Here is a 17,572-nt window from a genome sequence, read left to right as displayed (position 1 = left end):
GGGGGCCCGGTGCCAGAGTGGGGCGGTGACGACCGACGCCCTCTCCGGCGGCCCCTTCGGCGCGGTGCTGCGCGACCTGGACAACGTCATCCGCTTCTACGACACCTCCCGCCTGGCGGCGCTGGAGCGTGCCGCCGGGCTGCCGGCGGGCACCACGGCGGCGGTCGCCTTCGCCCCGGAGGTGGACCTGCCGCTGCTGCTGGGCCGGGTCACCCGGCGGCGGTGGGCGCGGTCCGTCGCGCTCGCCCTGGCGGAGCGGGAGCCGGGGCTGCCGTACGCGCGGGCGCGCGAGCTGGGCGAGGCGCTCGCCGGGGCACCGTTCCGGGCGGACGCGGCGGTGGTGGCCCTGCTCCGCCGGGTGCGGGAGCGCATGCCCCTGGTGCTGGTGACCAACGCCTCGCTGGAGCTGGACGAGGACCTGGCGGCGATGGGGCTGACCGGCCTCGCCCACCGGGTCGTCAACAGCGCGCTGGAGGGGGTCGCCAAGCCGGACCGGGGGATCTACGAGATCGCCGCCGCGCGGGCGGGGGTCCCCGCCGCCCGCTGCCTGTTCGTGGACGACCGGCCGGAGAACGTCGCGGCCGCCGCCGCGCTCGGCATGACGGGCCTGGTGTACCGCGGCCCGGACGGACTGGCCGGGGCGCTGGGCCTCCGGCCGGCCCGTCCGGGCCGCGGGGAAGGGGAAGGGGAAGGGGAGGAGAGGGAGCGGCCGGGGGCGGGGCCCGGCGGGGCCGGACCGCTCAGCGGGACGGGTCGCGGGGCGGGGTGAGGATCATGGTGTCCTCGGACCGCGCCGCCTCGGCCGCCCGCAGGTCGGCCGTGGCGCGCCGGGACGCCACGCGGTGCTCCGCCACCGCGAACCCCGCGACCACCACGAAGCCCAGCGCGCACAGGCCGATCGCCGCGCCGATGTGCTCGTCGGGCGCGAGGAGGGCGCGGTCCTCGTCCTGCCAGGGCCACAGCGCCCGCAGGCAGCCCGCCACCACACCGGTGAGTATCACCAGGGTGATGCGCTCCCGGTGGGTCAGCAGCCACTGCATCAGCTTGACGAAGGAGGCCAGCCCCAGCAGGGCGCCCAGCGCGAAGAGGCCCAGATAGCCGAACTCCCGCTCGTTGACGGCGGACAGCGTCCGCTCGTACAGCCCGAAGGTCAGCAGCAGGAACGAGCCGGACAGCCCCGGCAGCACCAGCGCCGACACCGCGATCGCCGCCGCGGCGACGATCACCACGGGGGTGGCCTCCACCTCGCCGGGCGGCAGGCTGACGATCACGAAGGCGGCCGCGGCGCTCACCAGGGCGATGAGCGCCTCGCCCGGCCGCCAGGACGCGGTGCCGCCGCCGCGCAGCGGCGCCCGGGAGGCCATGGAGAACGGCACCCACAGCGAGGCCAGCACCAGGCCGAAGAACAGGGCGCGGCTCTGCACCGGCTGGCTCTCCACCCAGTGCTCGACCAGGCCGGCCATCAGGATCAGCGCGGCGAACATGCCGAGCAGCAGCGGGACGATGACCCGCCACTGGACCTGCCGGACCTCCGCCGCGGCCCGGGACACGCCCCGGCCGCGGGGGAGGTCCGCGACCGCCAGCCGGGCGGCGCTGACCAGGTGGCTCGCCGAGCCGATGGCGGTCTCGTACACGCCGACCACGAGTGCCACCGTGCCGCCGCTGACGCCCGGCACGGTCTCCGCGGTGCCGATGAGCGCGCCGCGTACCACGTCGAGACCGCGGGCGGGCCAGGCGGACGCCGCCGCCCTGTTTCGCTGGGTGTCCCCCACCAGAGCTCCTTCGCTGCTGTTCGGGTGCTGCGTATCGGGTGCTGCGTGAGCGCGGCACGGGTGCCGTTCGCGGCCGGACGACCGGGCCGGTACGGCTGTCGGGGCCATTGTTCCGGATCCGGTGGAGTGCTCCGGCCCCGGGCCGGAACGGGGACCGGCCACCGGGGAGGGTTTGGATCTTTTCGGGCGCGGAACCCGGGTGGCGCCGTCCGGCCGGGGGCGGCCGTCAGCGGTGAGAAACGGCGGATGGCGTGTAGAGCGTGGCAAAAGGTGCAAATGGTTCGGTGGTCCGTACGGGGCGGCCGAGCACGGGCACGCGGGCCGGGACCGGTTCGGCACCACCACCGCCGCCGATGTGAACGAGGAGTCGTCGCACACATGAGCAACGTCAAGCTGGCCATCATCTACTACTCGTCGACCGGCACCATCCAGAAGATGGCCGACCGGCTGGTCGAGGCCGGGCAGAAGGCGGGCGCCGAGGTCCGCCTGCGGCATGTCGAGGAGCTCGCCCCGCCGCAGGCCATCTCCTCCAACGACGAGTGGGCCCGGCACTACGAGCAGATCAAGGACGAGCCGAAGGCGAGCCCCGACGACATCGTCTGGGCCGACGCCGTGCTGTTCGGCACGCCCACCCGGTACGGCAACGTCGCCAGCCAGCTCAAGCAGTTCATCGACACCCTGGGCCCGCAGTGGATGCAGGGGCTGCTGGCCGACAAGGTGTACGCCGGTTTCACCGCCTCCCAGACCGCCCACGGCGGCCAGGAGTCCACCCTGCTGACGCTCTACAACGTCATCATCCACTTCGGCGGCATCCTCGTCCCGCCGGGCTACACCGAGCCGCTGAAGTTCGTGGACGGCAACCCCTACGGCGTCTCCCACGTCACTGGCCCCGAGAACAACGCGCCGCTCACCGAGGCGGAGTACGACGCGCTCGACCACATGGCGCGGCGCGTGGTGACCGTCGCGGGCAAGCTCAAGGGCGGCGGCTGACCGGCGGCCGGCCGGCGGGAAGGACGGCACGGCCCCGTCCTTCCCGTGCCCGTGCGGGGACCGGTGCGCGGGAAGGCGGGAAGGCGGGAAGGCGGGAAAGCCGAAAACCGGCCGGTTTTCTCCGCGGGGGAGGTCCGTTCGGCCCGAAAAGCCGTTGGGCGGCGGGCGGGCGTCGGGCATCGTGCCCCCATGAGCCCCACGCCTCCCGACCTCGTCGCCCTCCGCCCGCTGGACGCGGAGCTGCTGACGGAACTGCTGGCCACGGCCGTCGCCGACGCCGACCCCGCCGAGGTGATGCCACCGGACGCCCCGGCGGGCGCCGCCGGGTGGACCGAGGCGCGCCGGGAGGCGTTCCTGCGCTTCCACCGGTCCCAATCCCTGGGCCCGGCGCCGGAACAGGCCACCTACGCCGTCGTGGTGACGGAGCCGGGGGAGGCCGGGAGGCCGGCGGAGCGGGTCGCGGGCGCCGCCCGGCTGGCCCCGCGCCCGGAGCCGGGCGCGGTCGAGGCGGGGGTGTGGCTGGGCCGCTCCTACCGGGGCCGGGGCGTGGGCACGCGGGTGTTCGCCCGGCTGCTGGCGGCCGCCCGGGAGCGCGGCGCCACCCGGCTGTACGCGCACACCACCGCGGGCAACGCCGCCGTCCGGCGGCTGCTCACGGTGGCGGGCGCCGACCTGGAGCGGCACGGCGACGGGACCGTCACGGCCTGGGTGCGGCTGGAACGGCGGCCGGTGGCCGGGCCGGGGTGACGCCGCGGTCGGACCGGAACAGGGGACGCCGGCCGCGGACGGCCCTGCGGGGGCGGCCCGGGCCTTCCCGGAGCGGCGGGGCGGTGCCCGCCCCGCCGGCGCGCCGAGTGGGGGCGTCAGGCGGACGCCGGGACGCGGAGCTCCACCGCCACCAGCACGTTTCCGTACAGGTCGGCGAAGTGCAGCGAGCTGCTGTCGGCATCCTCCCGCTCGTCCCGGATCCGTATGCCGTGCTCGCGCAACCGCCCGGCGACCGCGGCCAGGTCGCCGGTGTAGAGCACCAGCAGCGGCTGCCCGCCGGTCTGCCGCCCGACCAGCGCGCGCTCCCGCTCGCCGGTGGCGGGCATCAGCCACAGGCCCGTGCCCTCCTGTCCGGGAACGCCGACGTGGAGACAGCGGTAACCGCCCGCCGTGCCGTCGTACAGCACCCGGAAGCCCAGGACGTCGCGGTAGAACGCCAGGGCCTCGTCGGCGTCCGACACCAGGACCACCAGGCGGCCGAGAGCGGTGAACGGACCGGGCGCGGGGCGGGGATCGCTTGAGGAGCTCATGGCGGGACCCTAGCCGCGCCCTCCGACAGTGCCCGTCCGGTGACCGCGCCCCTGCGGGCCGGGACGGGCAGGGGCGCCGAGGGCGGTCAACCCTCGGCCGCCGTGAGCGCGGCGAGCCGCCGCCAGCCCTCGCGCGGCAGGCCGCCCTCGGCGGCTCCGCCGACGAGCTGGAAGGCGATGTGGTCGGCCCCGGCCGCCCGGAACTCGTCCACCCGGGCCCGGATCCGGTCCTCGTCGCCCCACGCGAACAGCGCGTCCACCAGGCGGTCGCTTCCTCCGCCGGAGAGGTCCTCCGCGGTGAAGCCGCCGCGCAGCCAGTTGTCGGTGTAGTTGGTCAGGCCCAGGTAGAACGACAGGGCCTCGCGCGCCAGGGCGCGGGCCCGCTCCGGGTCCGTCTCCAGCACCACGCCCAGTTCGGGGGCGAGGACGGGTCCGGTGCCCAGCGTCTCGCGGGCCGCGGCCACCTGGGCGGACGTCACCAGGTACGGCAGGGCGCCCGCCGCGCGCTCCGCGGCCAGGCCCAGCATCCTCGGACCGAGGGCCGCCAGCACGCGCCGCCCGGCGGGCACCGGCCGCCCGGCGGAGTCCAGCTCGTCCAGATAGCCGGACATCGACGCCAGCGGGCGCCGGTAGCCCGTCACCATCTGGGGGTGGCTCACGCCCAGGCCCAGCACGAAGCGCCCGGGGTGGGCGGCCTCCAGCTCCGCGAACCGCGCGGCGGTGTCCGCCGCCCCGTGCCGCCAGATGCTCTGGATCGCGGTGCCCACGGTGATTCCGCCGACGGCCGCGACGACCGGCGCGGCCTCCTCGACGGTGCTGTGGCCGAGCCACACGGTGCCGAAGCCCAGTTCCGCCAGCTCGGCGGCGGCCTCCGTCAGCAGGGCCGGGTCCGCCCCCGGGAACCCGCCGAAGACGCCGCGGCGCCCGATGAGCTCTGCCAGGGAACGCGTGCCGCCCGTCGTGCCGTCGCCCATGTGCTGCCTCCCGGTGTCGGTGGTCACGGCGGGCGGGCCCGCCCGCCGTCCTGACGATGTCCCAACTCCGGGCGGCGGACGCGGTATTTCGCCGTCAGCGCCCGCCGTGTCGCCGCCGGGCGGCCGTCAGATGTCCGCCAGCAGGGCGTACCGCTCGTCGTCCACCGGGCCGTCCCACAGTTCCGTGTCGTCCTCCAGCCGTACGACACGCACCCGGACGGCCGGCGGTGCCACGGCGGCGGTCAGCGCCGCGGCGCCGACGCCCCCGTACCAGGGCAGTGCCCGGGCCTCGGGCACGTACGAGCCGGCGTCCCGCGCCGACTGCCGCCACCGGCCCTCGACCAGGACGAGCCGCCCGCCCGGCCGGAGCCGGTCGGCCCACCGGGCCAGCGCCCGCACGGGGTCGGGCAGGGTCCACAGCAGATGCCGGGCCAGCACGGCGTCGAAGCGCTGCCCGCCGGTGGGCGGCGACTGCGCGTCCCCCACCGCGAAGTGCGCGGTCACCCGCTCGGCGGCGGCCTTCTGCCGGGCCCGCTCGATCATGCGCGGCGACAGGTCGACGCCGGTCACCCGGTGTCCGGCCCGGGCCGCCAGCAGCGACAGCGAGCCGGTGCCGCAGCCGACGTCGAGCACGTCGGCGGGGGCGTCGGGCAGCCACCGCTCCAGCCGCCGCGCCCAGGCGGCGCGGACCGGTGCGGCGCGCAGCCCGTGATCCGGTTCGTCGTCGAAGGACGGCGCGGCGGCGTCCCAGTACGCGGCGACGGCCGCGGTGACGGCGGCGGTGACGGCGACCGGATCGCCGCCGCGGTGTCCGGAGTGCGCGAAGCGGCGGCTCATAGGATCATCCTCACACCCGCGGGGCGAATCCGGAACGGAAACCGGCAGGGCACCCGGTGGACGCCGGACGGGCGACGGTCAGGGGACGCTCGGGCCGCCGAGGTAGTTGCCGTCCTCGTCGTACGGCCAGGCGTTGGCCACACAGCCCTTGAGGCCCTTGATCTGCTGCATCATCGCGGGCGCGGGCCGCCCGGGGCCGGGGCACGTCTCGTGGCCGTGGCCGATGCTGTGCCCGACCTCGTGGTTGATGATCAGCGCCCGGTACTCGGAGACGGGGCCGGAGAACTGCGGCGAACCCAGCATCCAGCGCCTGAGGTTGACCACCACGGTGCCGCCGATGCTGCAGTTCAGCTCGCCGCGGGTGTCCAGCCCGGCGGCGCCGCAGAGGGCGTCGGCCGTACCCGGGGTGGCTATCTTGACGGTGAGGTCGGCCGGGCCGGAGGAGACGGGCCGGAAGCCGTTCACTCCGTCGTTGGTCCAGCCGCGCGGGTGGGCGAGTACCGCGGCCACCTCCCGGGCGGCCTGCCCGGCGGAGACGTCGATGCCCTCCTCCACCTGCACCCGGTAGGTGCGGATGGTGCCCCGGCCGACGGTCTCGCCGTCGGCCCGGGCGGTGGTGAAGGTGCCCGGGCCGGTCGCGGGGACCTCGGTGGTCTCCCCGGGGTTCTTGCCCGGGGTCTTCCCGGGCGACGCGGACGCCGGCGGGGAGGAGGCCGGGGCCGAGGAGGGCGGGACCGAGGCAGGCGGGGAGGCCGACGGGGCCTCGGTGTCCGGGACGGACGGGGACGGCGTGGGGGAGGCGGTGCGGTCCGGCGTGTCACCGGCGGCCGCGTCGCCGGGGGTGCCGGTGCCCTGCTGGACGAGGAGGAAGCCGCTGCCGGCGAAGGCGCCGAGTGTCAGCACCGAGGCCAGCACCCTGGTGTGCGGGCGTTTCCGGCGACGGCTGCCGCGGCCGCGGCGGCTGTCGCGCCGGGCGGTGTACTGGCGTCGGTCGGTGCGGCGGCGCCCCACGATGCAGTTCTCCCTGGGCCGGGTACGGACGGTCGGTCAGCTGATGGGTCATCGGCTCGTGGGGGAGACCGGCGATCACCGTAACACCGCCGCGCGACAGACCGGTGCAGGTTTCAACTACCGTTGGTGGCCGCGTCCGTACGCCTCGGCCAGTGCCCGCTCGCCGGGCTCGCACGCCTCCCGCAGCGCGTTCAGCTCGCCCGGCGGAAGCCGCAGCGCCGCCCCGCGCCGGCCGGGGTCTAGCAGGGCCCGGCCCGCCGCGAGCCACTCCGGGCCGGGCGCCACCCCGGCGAAGGCGGCCAGCCGGGAGAGCTCCTTCTCCGGCGCGTCCAGCAGATTCTCGTACGACAGGGCCATACGGGACGTCTCCGGCACCTTCTCCAGCTCCGCCAGGCACTCGGTGACCAGCCGCGACCACAGGGCGCCGAACACGGACACCGGGATCGCCCGGTCGAACACCAGCCGGGCGTCGAAGGGGTCCGCCAGCAGGCCGCCCAGGTCCGGCGGCAGCGACCGGGCGTGCTCCTCGGTCAGCTCGGCGCCGAACTCCAGCCCCAGGGCGGCGTAGATCTCCCCCAGCAGGGTGATCAGCCGGAAGCCGGTGTGGCGGCTCATCGACAGCGCGCAGTCCGGGCCGCCGCGGTACAGGTGGACCAGCCCCGCTTCGGGGAAGCCCGTCCGCAGCCGGGGCACCCACCGCACCGAGAACCCCGAGCGCTCCACCACCGCCCGCCGCCCGAACCGGTCGGCCAGCAGGCCGAAGAGCGCCCGGTACTGGTCCTCGGCCGGGCGGCGCGGCCAGGCGGGGACGTGGAGCGCGAGCTCGTCCAGCAGGCCGTCGGGGTCGTCGGTGAGGTGCGGGAGCACCATCAGACAGAGCGCCGGGATGCCGCCGGCCTCGGCGGAGAACCGCCCGGGGGAGCGCGGATAGAGGAACTCGGGGATGGCCGCGCCGCTGCGGATCATCCGGTCGAACGTCGGGTTGGGATCGGCGAGAAGGCGCCAGAACTCCTCGCCCGTCAGCTCGCCCTCGGGCATCCCGCCCAGGCCGATGGAGGCGAGCAGCTCGTTGAGGCTGAGGACGTCCGGGTGCCGGTTCAGGACGCGCGACAGGGCGGTCGAGCCGCTCCGCCCGGTCCCGACGACGAAGGTCAACGGCCGTACGGTCATCCACCGCCCCGATCGAAGTCGTGTGCTGCCGGTCACCGACCACCGCAGCGTACGGAGCCGGGCGGGACGGGGGCAGGGCGCCTTTCCGCCAACCGGGGCGCGGTCCGGGCGGCGGCGCACCCTCCGGCGGGACTGTCCGGTTCTCGCTCGTGTCCGGAGCGGAAGGGCCGGCGGTGACAACTCGGCGGCCGTTTCCGGCGTCGGAACGAATGAGGGCGGCGGAACGGGCCGGGCGGACCGGACGGGCAGGGCCGGGCCGTCACCGAGCAGACACAGACCGAGCGACGAGGCGGTCGGCGGGCCGGACACGGCGGCCGGCGGCCGCACGGGGGAGAGCGCATGCCGTACGACACCCTTCCCGTCCATGCCGAGGACGAGCGCTTCGGCGCGATCGGCATCTGGCTGGACGGCCGGGCCGGGACGCTGGAGGTCGAGGGAGCCTGGCCGTCCCCCGGCATCCCCACCGTCACGCTCGACCGGGACCCGCTGACCGAGGCGGAGCCCCACATCCCCATCGGCACTCGCGACGGCTCCCGGCTCACCCTGGTCGTCGGGGACGAGACCGCCCGCATCCGGCCCGGCCGGGGGCGTTTCCTGCGCCGCTCCTACGCGGTGGACGTCGTCCACCGGGGGAGCCGTTACCGGCTGGTGCCGGACTCCGCGGCGGGCAGCCGGCTGCTGAGGAACGGCCGGCCGCTCGGCAGGTTCTCCTCGGACGGCGACGGGGTGGTGCGGGCCGACTGGGCGGAGGACGCCGTGGTGGAGGCCGTGGACGCCGCCCTCGGCCACGCGTTGGCCGCCGCCTTCGGCACGGGGGGCCGGCCCTGGTGGGCGCTGGTGGCGGACTTCGCCGGTGACCTGATTCCCGACTGACCGGGGCGTACCGCCCGGGTGGGGGGCCGTGCACACTGTCTGCGTACGCGGAACGGCGAGCAGGACGGCGGTAGGGCGATGAAGGCGAACGAACTGGTGCTGGGCATCTCCGCGGGGGTGGCGATCGGCGTCGCCTTCGGGGTGGCCCTGTTCGACAGTGCCGCGGTGGGGATCGGGATCGGGGTCGCGCTCGGCGTGGTGCTCGCCGCCGTGATCGGCACCGTCCGGAGCCGGCGGGCGCCGTCCGGCGGCTCCGGGGACGGGCGCTGAGCCGGACCCCGCCGGTCCCGCCGGTCCCGCCGGCCGCGGCCGTCACGGCCGGGGGTGGCGGCTGCGGGCGTTGGCCGCGGCCAGCCGGGCGCTGAGCTGCTCGCGCGGGCTGAGCGGCCGGACCTCGTCCGGTGCCGCCTCCCACTCCCGCCCGCCGCTCAGCGGGCGCAGCCGGACCAGGCCGGGGCCGACGTCCAGCACGTCTCCCACCCGGCCGTCCCGCAGATCCCGTACGGCCGAGCCGACCGCCACCCCGGGAGGCTCCTCCTCCGCGTCCTCTCCCCGGCCGTTCCCGCCGCCGGTCACCGCGCCGCCCCCCGTCGTGCCGCCGGGCGCGGCGCGGCCGTGGCCGTCAGGGGGACCGGCCGGGGGGCCGCCCGCCGGGCGGACTTGACCGGGGTCGTCTGGTGTCGCCGGACTCGGGATCTCATCGTGCTGTCGCTCCGTGCTCTGGGGGCGCCCACCGAGGGGCTTGTGTCACCTTCTGTATCCACTCGGTCGCTCTGTGATGCGGAAGTCAACGCGGTGATGCCCCGGTTACCTCCCGCGGGCGACGGGGCGGCCTGCCCGGTCCGCCGCCGCGGCGGGTCGGCCTTGACCTCAAGTCAACTTGAGGCCGTAGCGTCCCGACCTGTCACCGGGAATCGGCGAAAGGAAAGCGGTCATGTCCTCAGCGGCAGCGCGACACGAACGGCGGAACGACCAGTACCGGCTCGCCGTGGTGCTCGGAAGTGTGCGGGAGGGGCGCTTCGTCACCACCGTGGGTGACTGGTTCGCCCGGCAGGCCGGCCGGCGCGACGACGTGAAGCTCGATGTGATCGACCTCGCACGGCCGGACGGGGACGGCCGCCCCTTCGGGGAGCGGATCGACGCCGCCGACGCCGTCGTGCTGGTGGTGCCCGAGTACAACCACAGCTTCCCCGGGCCGCTGAAGACCGCGATCGACTCCCTCAAGCCCGAGTGGCGGACCAAGCCGGTCGGCTTCGTCTCCTACGGCGGCCGGGGCGGCGGGCTGCGGGCGGTGGAGCAGCTGCGGCTGGTCTTCGCGGAACTGCACGCCGTCACCGTCCGCGAGGTGGTCAGCTTCCACGACGCCTGGAGCGAGTTCGGGCCCGACGGCGAGCCCGTGGACGCGACGGCGGCCCGGGCCGCGGACGGACTGCTGGACCAGCTCGCCTGGTGGGCGTTCGCCCTGCGCCGGGCCCGGGAGGACGCGCCGTACCCGGGGTGATCCGGGCCCGCCCAGGGCCCGCCCCGGGGCGGGCCCGCACGGCCCCGCGCCGTCACCGGGCGACGAGCAGCTCCAGCAGTTCGTCCCGGCCGAACACCCGCGCCGTGTCGATGGCCGAGGGCTGCCCGGCGGCGGGGTCGGCACCCGCCGCCAGCAGCATCCGGACCATCTCCGCCCCGTCCTTGAAGACCGCTCCCGAGAGCGGGCTCTGGCCCCGGTCGTTGATCCGGTTGGGGTCGGCGCCGCGCTCCAGCAGGGCCCGCACCGTGGGGGTGCGGCCGTAGTAGGCGGCCAGCATCAGCAGCGAGTCGCCCTTGTCGTTGGTGAGGTTGACCGGTACGCCCGCGTCCACGTACGCCGCGAGGGTGTCGGTGTCACCGTCCCGGGCCAGGTCGAAGACCCTGGCCGCGAGCTGGAGCACCTCCGGGTCGTGGGCGGGCTCGGTGCTCTCGGGGGTGGGGGCGTCGGACATCGTTCTCCTCCTCGTGCCTTTCGTACGCCGTGCCTCGCGTACGCCGGTCGGCCGCCGGGCGGCCCCACCTACGTATGCCCCGTACCGCGCCGCCCTCCCGCCGGGACCGGCACCGGCCGGCGGCGCTCAGAGCCGGATGACGACCAGGGCGGCGTCGTCGGCGGTGCCGTTGTTCATGCCGAGGTCATCCAGGAGGCTGTCGGCGATCTCCTCCGGACCCCGGTCGCTGTGCCGGGCCAGGCTCTCGGCGAGCCGCTTGAGCCCGACGTCGATGGACTCGTGGCGGCGCTCGACGAGCCCGTCGGTGTAGAGGATGAGGACCGAGCCGGGCAGGTAGGACGCGATCGCCTGCGGCCGGTGCGAGGGCCTGCTCCGGGCGGCCAGCGGGACGTCGGTGGCCTGGTCCAGCAGCTCGACCTGCTTGCCGGGGTGGCACAGCATCGGGGGGAGGTGCCCGGCACTGCTGTAGGTCAGGGTGCGCGTGTGGGTGTCGATGTCGACCTTGACGGTGGTGGTGGCCAGCGCGCCGTCCAGGGAGCGGGCGTACAGGTCCAGGCCGTACAGCGCCTGGGCGGGGCCGTCGGCGACGCGCATCGAGGCGCTGAGGGCGCTGCGCAGCTGCCCCATCACACTGGCGGCCTCCAGCCCCCGGCCGACGACGTCGCCCACGGCGACGGCGAAGCGGTCGTCGCTGAGGTTGATCAGGTCGTACCAGTCCCCGCAGACGTTCAGCGACTCCGCGGCGGGCCGGTAGCGCACGGCCGCGTTGCGCCGCTGGAGCGGCATGTGGGTGGGGAGCATGGCCTTCTGGAGGGTGAGGGCCACCTCGTGCTCGCGGGCGTGGGCCCGCCGCAGCCGCTCGTTGTGCTCGTACAGCTCCCGGGCGCGGGCGTAGAGCTCGGGCTCCGCGATCCCGCCGGCCGGCCGCGCCGGCTCCCCCCGGGCGGCCGGGTCCCCGGTACCGGAGAGGCTGTCGCGCACGTACGCCGTGGCGTCCTCGACACGACTGATGACCAGGACCACCTCGCCGTCCGGGCCGAGGACGGGGGTGTTGACCGGGCTCCAGTAGCGCTCCTCGTAGACGTCCGCCCTGCCCGGCAGGGGGATGTCGTACCGCTGGAGGACCATGGTGTCCGGTCTGCCGGTGGTCAGGACGCGCTCCAGGGAGGCCCTGAGGTTCCGCACCCCGTCGGCGTCCGGGTCGGCCGGGTTCTGCGGGAAGGCGTCGAAGAGGTACCGGCCGATCAGCTCCTCCCGGCCGCGGCCGGTGATCTCCAGGTACGCCTGGTTGGCCTCCACGATGACCAGTTCGGGGGTGAGCACCGACAGCGGGGTGGGCACGGCTCGGAACAGGGTGGCGTAGTCGATGTCGATGTGGCCGACGCGGCCGATGTGGCCGGTGTCGCGATCCGCCTCGATCATGACCCCTCCCCTCCCGTGCGCGGTGTCGGCCGAAGACCGGGAACCCGTCGTGGTGGCATCCGCCGACCGCCTGTCTCGCACACTACCCCGTGCCGGAGCCCGGCACGGGGGCGAGCCGGATCGTGGTCCGGCCGGTCCGGAGCGGGCCCCGGCGCCCGCCGCGCGGGCCTTCGCGAGGGCCTTTCCGCGCCGCGCCGCGAGGCGGCCGGGGCGGCGGGCCGGCAGCGGTGCGGAAGATCCGGTTCCGTTCTCCGGGCGGACGCCGGGTGGTTGTCACCCACTCGGCCCCCTCGACGGTCTCCTGCCGGTCTCCTGCCGGTCTCCTGCCGGTTTCCACTGTTCCGCCCCCGGCGCCCCGCCGGGGCGGGTGCGGCCCGGCGACCGGGGCGACGCACGCGACACTACCGGGCCGGAAGGGGACGATGTGACGGGTTCCACATCGTTTTCACACCTTCCCGGAACCCGGCGGGCACCGGAGGCGTCCGCCGCCCGCGGCGGTGCCGCCCCGGCCTCCCGCGCCGGTTCACCGGGGCGCGGGCGTGCCCGTCGCCGCGGCCAGCACCTCCTGCATCGACCGCACCACGTGCTCGGCCCCCGCCCCGCGGAGTTCGGCCTCCTTGCGCCCGTTGCGCGCGAAGCCGAGGAACGGCACCCCGGCCGCCCGGGCGGCGGCCAGGTCGCTGGCGGAGTCCCCGATCATCAGCGCGTCCCGTGCCGCGGTCCCGGTGGACCGCAGCGCCTCCAGCAGGCAGTGCGGATGGGGCTTGAGCAGCCGCAGGTCCGGGGAGCGGCCGTGGACGTGCCCGGCGAAGTGGGCGGCGAGCCGGCGGCCGCGCAGGTAGCGCTCCACCGCGAGCGGCGAGTTGTTGGTGGCCACGGCGACCCGGCGGCCGGTGGCCACCAGCGTCCAGATGAGGGGGTCGGCGTACGGCGTCGGCCGGGCGGTGTCGGCGGCGCGGAGCTCCTCCTCGGTCATCCTGGCCTCGACCCGCCGGGCGAGCTCGGTACCGTGCCGGTGCTCGGCGACGGCCCGCAGGATGAGATGGGTGTCGCCGGTCGCGAGCACCTCGGCGGTGAGCAGTTCCCGCTCGCCGCTCTCCCTGAGGAGGTCCCGCAGGCTCCCGGCTATGGCGGCCGAGGGGTGGCCCGAGAACAGCCGGCAGACGGGGCCGTCGAAGTCGAGGAGGACACAGGCCGCGGCCTCGACGAGACCGGCCGTGCCGCCCGCGCCGGTCCGTCCGTTCGGATTCACCTCCCAACTATCGCCGGGCGGTCGGCGGTTGTTCAACACCCGTCGGCCGCGCCACCGCCGCCCCGGCCGTCACCGCCGCCCCGGCCGTCACCGCCGCCCCGGCCGGGACCGGCGCCGCGGCGGGCTCCGGGTGGAGGACGGCGGGCGCGTGCTCGGCGTACCAGTCGTGGAGGGCCTCGCGGATGTCGTCCACGGAGACGGGGTCGAGCACCCTGAGCGGGCCCCGGGCCCGGGTCAGGGCCCGCCGGACGTCCCGGGCGGCGCGGTCGAGGGCGGCGCGGAGCCGGGCGCCGCCGGCGCGCGGCGGCAGGGACAGCGCGGCCCGCAGGGTGTCGGCGTAGACCGACTGGGCGAGCTCGAAGTCGACGTAGAGCTCGAGGTCGGTCTTCATCCCGGCCAGCCGGGCGCGGTGGCCCCGCCTCGCCATCTGCCCGCGCCACAGCTCCACGAGGAGCTCGCGCTCCCGGTCGGTGTACGCCATCCGCACCAGGTGGGTGGCGAGGTCGTGGAGCGGGTCGCCGTACAGGGCGATCTCCCAGTCGATGACGGCGATGCCCCCGCCGGGGGTCTCGATCAGGTTGTCGCGGTGGAGGTCGGTGTGCAGCAGGCCGAACGGCCGGGGCGCCAGGCTCCTCGCCTGCTCGCGGAAGGTCTCCATGGCCTCGGGGGGAATGCCGACGGCCTTGAAGAGCCGTCCGAAGTCCGGCTCGTTGGCCTGGTGCACGTGCTTCTCGGTGAAGGTGACGAGGGCTTCCAGGAAGCCGGCGCTGTCACCGTCCGCGGGCCAGCCGGCCGGGCGCGGGGGGAGGGCCTCCTCCGGGACCGTGCTCAGCTGGCCGAAAATCGACGCCATACGGACGAGGGTCCGGTCACCGAGCGCAGTGCCGCGCGGCGCGCGCGCGGAGAGCGGGGCGCCCTCGACGTAGGTGTACAGCGCGGTGTCCCCGGCCCGCCCCAGGTAACGGGGGACTTCCGCCAGGTACGGGTGCACGGCCGTGAGCACCTCGGCCTCGTCCCGCCACATCCGGGGAACGACCTGGACGGTCTTCCGGGGGGTGCGGAACGTGCCGAGCAGCCCGTCCGGCTCTCCCGCCGCCCGGGTGAGCGCGGGGGAGAGCCGCACCACGAGGTTGTCGTTGTGGTGGCCGCTGACCGTCGTGCTGTCGTCGCGGTGGCGGTGGTGTCGCTCGAGTTCCCGGCCGATCAGGTGGGCGGGGACCCGGGGGCGGGCAGGCATCGGCGGCGGTCCTGGGGTTCACGGGGCGGAGGGGGCCAAGGAGGGGCGAGAGGCGGCTGAGGCTAGCAGCCGTCTCCCACGGGCCGCGGCGACGTGCGCCGGCGGCAACGAGAAGTTCACACGGGGAGCGGTCAGGCGGGTTCGAAGGGCTGGGCTATGGAGTCCCACAGGGAGTCGAACCAGCGCTTCGAGGAGTCGACGAAGGCGGTGTCGTGCTCGTCCTGGGAACCGTCGCTCCTGACGTGCCGGAAGAGTTGGGTGCCCAGTCCCAGGACGTCGTGGATCTCCATCTCCTCGCCCCGGTAGCCGACCCTGTGCGGCACGACGTGGTAGTAGCCGAAGAGCGCCTCGGTGCCGTTGAGCAGGTACAGCTTGTGGGTCGGGGTGATCGGGACGCCGCGGAACTCCACCGAGACCTCGGGGACGAGACCGCGCACCTTGAGCGTCTCCAGGTGCCCGCGCAGGGCGCCCGCGTAGGTGTGCGTCAGCTCGTGCAGCCGCTCCAGGGGGCGCGGGTCGGTTCTGCCGGGGTCGGAGACCAGCCGGGGGAGGGCCAGGTCGGCGCTGACGCTGGGGAGGAGCACGCGGACGGTGAGCGACCGGGGGCGCAGCTCCTCGCGGCTGATGGCGATCATCGAGGGCGCCAGGGCGGTGTTGAGGGTCTCCGTGGTCAGGGAGAAGACGTCGACCGTGACGTGCTCGGCCCGGAAGGCGTGCAGCAGGCGGTCGGCGAGCTCGATGTCGGCCTTGCGCGGGGCCTCGTGGGCCGGGGCGCGCTCGGCGACCCGCGGCGGGGCGCCGCGGCCGGTGCCGGTGAGCAGGCCCTCGTGGCGGAGGAGGTCCAGGGCCTGCCGGACGGCGGTGCGGTTGGTCCCGAACTCCTCGGCCAGCTCGTGCTGGGTCGGCAGCCGGGCGCCCGGGGGGAGATCGCCGGACAGTATGCGGTCACGCAGCGTGTCGGCCACGTGGTCGCGTGACGGGGGCTGGGTGCCGTGCGGGGCGGAGCTGTCGTGACTCACGGTGGGACCGTACAACTTCTGGCCAATGAGTGGGAGTTGGCGGACATCTGTTTTGGAGTTTGGTTGAACAGGGAAGAACTTAGGCAGAGTTGGAGACCAACTTTATCATGTTGGTTACGGGGGACTGTAGTTGGTAGCAAAGGCTTGGCAACTTGTGCGCCGTCGCACCACCGGTGGCGTACGACTCCGGTCCCCGTGAGCCTGCGAAGGAGGGACTGCCATGCCTGTCTCCGCACTTGCCGCCGCTGCCCTGGAGCAGCTGGTGGAGTCCCGTTTCGGGCTGCTGGGAGTGTTCGGGCTGGTCATGCTGACCGCCGGATACCACAGGAGGAACGCCGACTACGCACTGATCGGCGGGGCGGTGCTGGCCCTGCTGGTCATGTCGGGGTGACGGCGGGAGGCGGGTGCGGGGGCACGCAAGGAGAAGGAGTGCGCGCCCCCGTGCCCGGCCCGCCGCCGTCCTCAGAACGTGTCCGGGCACCAGGGCCGGCGGCCGGTGCGCAGCAGGGCGTCCGCCAGCACCGCCGCGCCGGGGCGCTCCTCGTCGATCCGGCCCAGCGCCCGCAGCCGGGAGGCCGACTCGTCGCCCAGGTACAGCGCGCCCAGCTCGCCCACCCCCAGCACCAGGTCGGCCGCCCGCCCGGTGGGCGCGCAGTCGGCGCCCCCGCCGTCGGCCTCCAGCAGGAGGCGGCCGTCCGCCAGGCCCATCGGGTCGCGCACCTCCAGCACCAGCGCCCCCTCGACGGGGTACGTGCGGGAGGTGAGCAGCGCCGCCACGTCCAGCGGACGCAGCCACAGGAAGTCCGCGTGGTGGACGGTCCGGGCGGCCCGGACGTCCGGCAGCAGCAGCGGCAGCAGGTCGTCGGGGGCGCGCCGGCCGGTGCGGACGGTGGCCACCCAGTCGACGGACAGCAGGTAGTGCCACAGGGCCCGTTCGGCCTCGGGGCCGTCGGCGACCAGATCGCGCACCTCCAGGACCGACTGCGGCAGGTCGGCCTCCCAGCGGCCCTCCACCGTGTACGCCGCCAGGCCCCGCACCCGCCCCGCGGCGTCGCGGTACAGCACGTGGAAGGGGCGCTTCCAGCCGCTGCCGGGCCAGTCCAGCTCGCCGGTGGCCAGCCGCCACCAGCGCGCGGAGCGGTCGACCGTCCCCTGCCGGTCGGGCAGGGCGCGCACCCGCTCGTGCAGGGCGGCGCCCTCGGCGCGCACCTCGGCGGCGCCGGCCAGGTCGATCCGGGCGCCGGGCGGCAGCGGCACCGGGCGGTGCCGGTCCAGACCGGTGCGGTGGACGTCCACCTCCCACTCGGTGGCCCAGGCCGCCGGGCCGTAGCCGTAGCGGCCGTATATCGGGTACTCGGCGGCGTCGAGCGTGGAGCAGGCGTCCCCGCGCTCCTTCGCGGCGGTCAGCGCCTCCGTCATCATCCGGGTCAGCAGCCCGCGGCGGCGGTGGGTGGCGGCGACGGTGATGTTGGTGACGGCGAGGGAGTCCACCGCGGCGCCGCCGGGGACGGTGAGCCGCTGCGCGAAGGTGCGGAAGGTGGCGACGCAGCGGTCCCCGTCGAACGCGCCCAGGGTGCGGTCCAGCTCGATCCCGCCGCGCCGGACCGCCAGCTCCTCCTCGCCGACCTCCCCGGAGCGCAGGAAGCCGGTCCCCAGGGCGCGGACCCATGCCGGGTAGTCGTCCTCGGTCAGGGCGCGGATGTCGGGTGTGTTCGCGGGTGCGGCAGGCATGGGGGTGACGTTA

Annotated in this window: 20 protein-coding genes; 7 read left to right on the top strand and 13 right to left on the bottom strand. The window is 75.5% G+C overall.

The window, feature by feature from the left end; genetic code table 11:
- Positions 1–25 precede the first annotated feature (25 nt).
- Positions 26–769, top strand: coding sequence for an HAD family hydrolase (locus V1L54_RS25390; RefSeq protein ID WP_330120456.1), 744 nt, complete (start codon positions 26–28; stop codon positions 767–769).
- On the opposite strand, the gene V1L54_RS25385 is transcribed toward V1L54_RS25390, so the two are convergent.
- On the bottom strand, positions 741–1,772 hold the full coding sequence (locus V1L54_RS25385; RefSeq protein WP_330120455.1) for a DUF368 domain-containing protein: 1,032 nt from the start codon (positions 1,770–1,772) through the stop codon (positions 741–743). The two genes, V1L54_RS25390 and V1L54_RS25385, sit on opposite strands and share 29 nt — an antisense overlap.
- A 378-nt stretch (positions 1,773–2,150) precedes the next feature.
- Here V1L54_RS25385 and wrbA point away from each other — a divergent pair, with 378 nt between their 5' ends.
- Together wrbA and V1L54_RS25375 are read left to right on the top strand one after the other, a co-directional pair.
- The gene (gene wrbA, locus V1L54_RS25380) at positions 2,151–2,762 is read left to right on the top strand and encodes an NAD(P)H:quinone oxidoreductase (RefSeq protein WP_330120454.1); all 612 of its coding nucleotides are present in this window, start codon (positions 2,151–2,153) and stop codon (positions 2,760–2,762) included.
- 189 nt (positions 2,763–2,951) lie between these two features.
- Positions 2,952–3,509: a GNAT family N-acetyltransferase gene (locus V1L54_RS25375; protein ID WP_330120453.1), complete on the top strand. Its 558-nt coding sequence runs from the start codon at positions 2,952–2,954 to the stop codon at positions 3,507–3,509.
- A 116-nt stretch (positions 3,510–3,625) separates the two neighbouring features.
- On the opposite strand, the gene V1L54_RS25370 is transcribed toward V1L54_RS25375, so the two are convergent.
- The 5 genes from V1L54_RS25370 to V1L54_RS25350 form a co-directional block, all read right to left on the bottom strand.
- Positions 3,626–4,060 carry a VOC family protein gene (locus V1L54_RS25370; protein ID WP_330120452.1) on the bottom strand — a complete coding sequence of 145 codons (435 nt, stop codon included), beginning with the start codon at positions 4,058–4,060 and terminating at the stop codon, positions 3,626–3,628.
- A gap of 86 nt (positions 4,061–4,146) precedes the next feature.
- Positions 4,147–5,034 (bottom strand): LLM class F420-dependent oxidoreductase, encoded by an 888-nt coding sequence (locus V1L54_RS25365; protein ID WP_330120451.1) that lies wholly within the window; start codon positions 5,032–5,034, stop codon positions 4,147–4,149.
- A gap of 126 nt (positions 5,035–5,160) precedes the next feature.
- Positions 5,161–5,871 (bottom strand): class I SAM-dependent methyltransferase, encoded by a 711-nt coding sequence (locus V1L54_RS25360; RefSeq protein ID WP_330120450.1) that lies wholly within the window; start codon positions 5,869–5,871, stop codon positions 5,161–5,163.
- Between the two features lie 78 nt (positions 5,872–5,949).
- Entirely contained in the window at positions 5,950–6,882 is a 933-nt protein-coding gene (locus V1L54_RS25355; RefSeq protein ID WP_443076783.1) for a DUF3152 domain-containing protein, read from the bottom strand.
- 117 nt (positions 6,883–6,999) lie between these two features.
- Positions 7,000–8,037 carry a sulfotransferase gene (locus V1L54_RS25350; RefSeq protein WP_330120449.1) on the bottom strand — a complete coding sequence of 346 codons (1,038 nt, stop codon included), beginning with the start codon at positions 8,035–8,037 and terminating at the stop codon, positions 7,000–7,002.
- Positions 8,038–8,391: 354 nt separating this feature from the next.
- Between V1L54_RS25350 and V1L54_RS25345 the strand changes: the two genes are divergently transcribed.
- Both V1L54_RS25345 and V1L54_RS25340 read left to right on the top strand, forming a co-directional pair.
- Complete coding sequence (locus V1L54_RS25345) at positions 8,392–8,925, top strand: hypothetical protein (RefSeq protein ID WP_330120448.1); 534 nt, start codon at positions 8,392–8,394, stop codon at positions 8,923–8,925.
- Positions 8,926–9,003: 78 nt separating this feature from the next.
- Entirely contained in the window at positions 9,004–9,195 is a 192-nt protein-coding gene (locus V1L54_RS25340) for a glycine zipper domain-containing protein (protein WP_330120447.1), read from the top strand.
- Between the two features lie 42 nt (positions 9,196–9,237).
- Here the strand turns inward: V1L54_RS25340 and V1L54_RS25335 are convergent, their stop codons facing one another.
- Positions 9,238–9,501 carry a hypothetical protein gene (locus V1L54_RS25335; protein ID WP_330120446.1) on the bottom strand — a complete coding sequence of 88 codons (264 nt, stop codon included), beginning with the start codon at positions 9,499–9,501 and terminating at the stop codon, positions 9,238–9,240.
- A gap of 358 nt (positions 9,502–9,859) precedes the next feature.
- On the opposite strand from V1L54_RS25335, the gene V1L54_RS25330 reads away from it, so the two are divergent.
- The gene (locus V1L54_RS25330; protein WP_330120445.1) at positions 9,860–10,426 is read left to right on the top strand and encodes an NADPH-dependent FMN reductase; all 567 of its coding nucleotides are present in this window, start codon (positions 9,860–9,862) and stop codon (positions 10,424–10,426) included.
- Positions 10,427–10,478: 52 nt separating this feature from the next.
- Here the strand turns inward: V1L54_RS25330 and V1L54_RS25325 are convergent, their stop codons facing one another.
- From V1L54_RS25325 to V1L54_RS25305, 5 genes are all read right to left on the bottom strand, one after another.
- A complete protein-coding gene (locus V1L54_RS25325) occupies positions 10,479–10,898 on the bottom strand; it encodes an ankyrin repeat domain-containing protein (protein ID WP_330120444.1) in 420 nt (139 codons plus the stop codon).
- Between the two features lie 126 nt (positions 10,899–11,024).
- A complete protein-coding gene (locus V1L54_RS25320) occupies positions 11,025–12,320 on the bottom strand; it encodes a PP2C family protein-serine/threonine phosphatase (protein ID WP_330120443.1) in 1,296 nt (431 codons plus the stop codon).
- Between the two features lie 523 nt (positions 12,321–12,843).
- Positions 12,844–13,572: an HAD family hydrolase gene (locus tag V1L54_RS25315; RefSeq protein ID WP_330120442.1), complete on the bottom strand. Its 729-nt coding sequence runs from the start codon at positions 13,570–13,572 to the stop codon at positions 12,844–12,846.
- Positions 13,573–13,579: 7 nt separating this feature from the next.
- Positions 13,580–14,809: a phosphotransferase gene (locus tag V1L54_RS25310; RefSeq protein WP_330120441.1), complete on the bottom strand. Its 1,230-nt coding sequence runs from the start codon at positions 14,807–14,809 to the stop codon at positions 13,580–13,582.
- 131 nt (positions 14,810–14,940) lie between these two features.
- The gene (locus V1L54_RS25305) at positions 14,941–15,828 is read right to left on the bottom strand and encodes a winged helix-turn-helix domain-containing protein (RefSeq protein WP_330120440.1); all 888 of its coding nucleotides are present in this window, start codon (positions 15,826–15,828) and stop codon (positions 14,941–14,943) included.
- A gap of 220 nt (positions 15,829–16,048) precedes the next feature.
- On the opposite strand from V1L54_RS25305, the gene V1L54_RS25300 reads away from it, so the two are divergent.
- Positions 16,049–16,219 (top strand): hypothetical protein, encoded by a 171-nt coding sequence (locus tag V1L54_RS25300; protein ID WP_330120439.1) that lies wholly within the window; start codon positions 16,049–16,051, stop codon positions 16,217–16,219.
- A gap of 71 nt (positions 16,220–16,290) precedes the next feature.
- Here V1L54_RS25300 and V1L54_RS25295 read toward each other — a convergent pair whose 3' ends face one another.
- Positions 16,291–17,559 (bottom strand): GNAT family N-acetyltransferase, encoded by a 1,269-nt coding sequence (locus V1L54_RS25295; protein WP_330120438.1) that lies wholly within the window; start codon positions 17,557–17,559, stop codon positions 16,291–16,293.
- Positions 17,560–17,572: the final 13 nt, after the last annotated feature.

The sequence above is a fragment of the Streptomyces rubellus genome (genome assembly GCF_036323805.1).
Lineage (GTDB): Bacteria > Actinomycetota > Actinomycetes > Streptomycetales > Streptomycetaceae > Streptomyces.
This window is presented reverse-complemented; position numbering and strand designations above follow the sequence as displayed.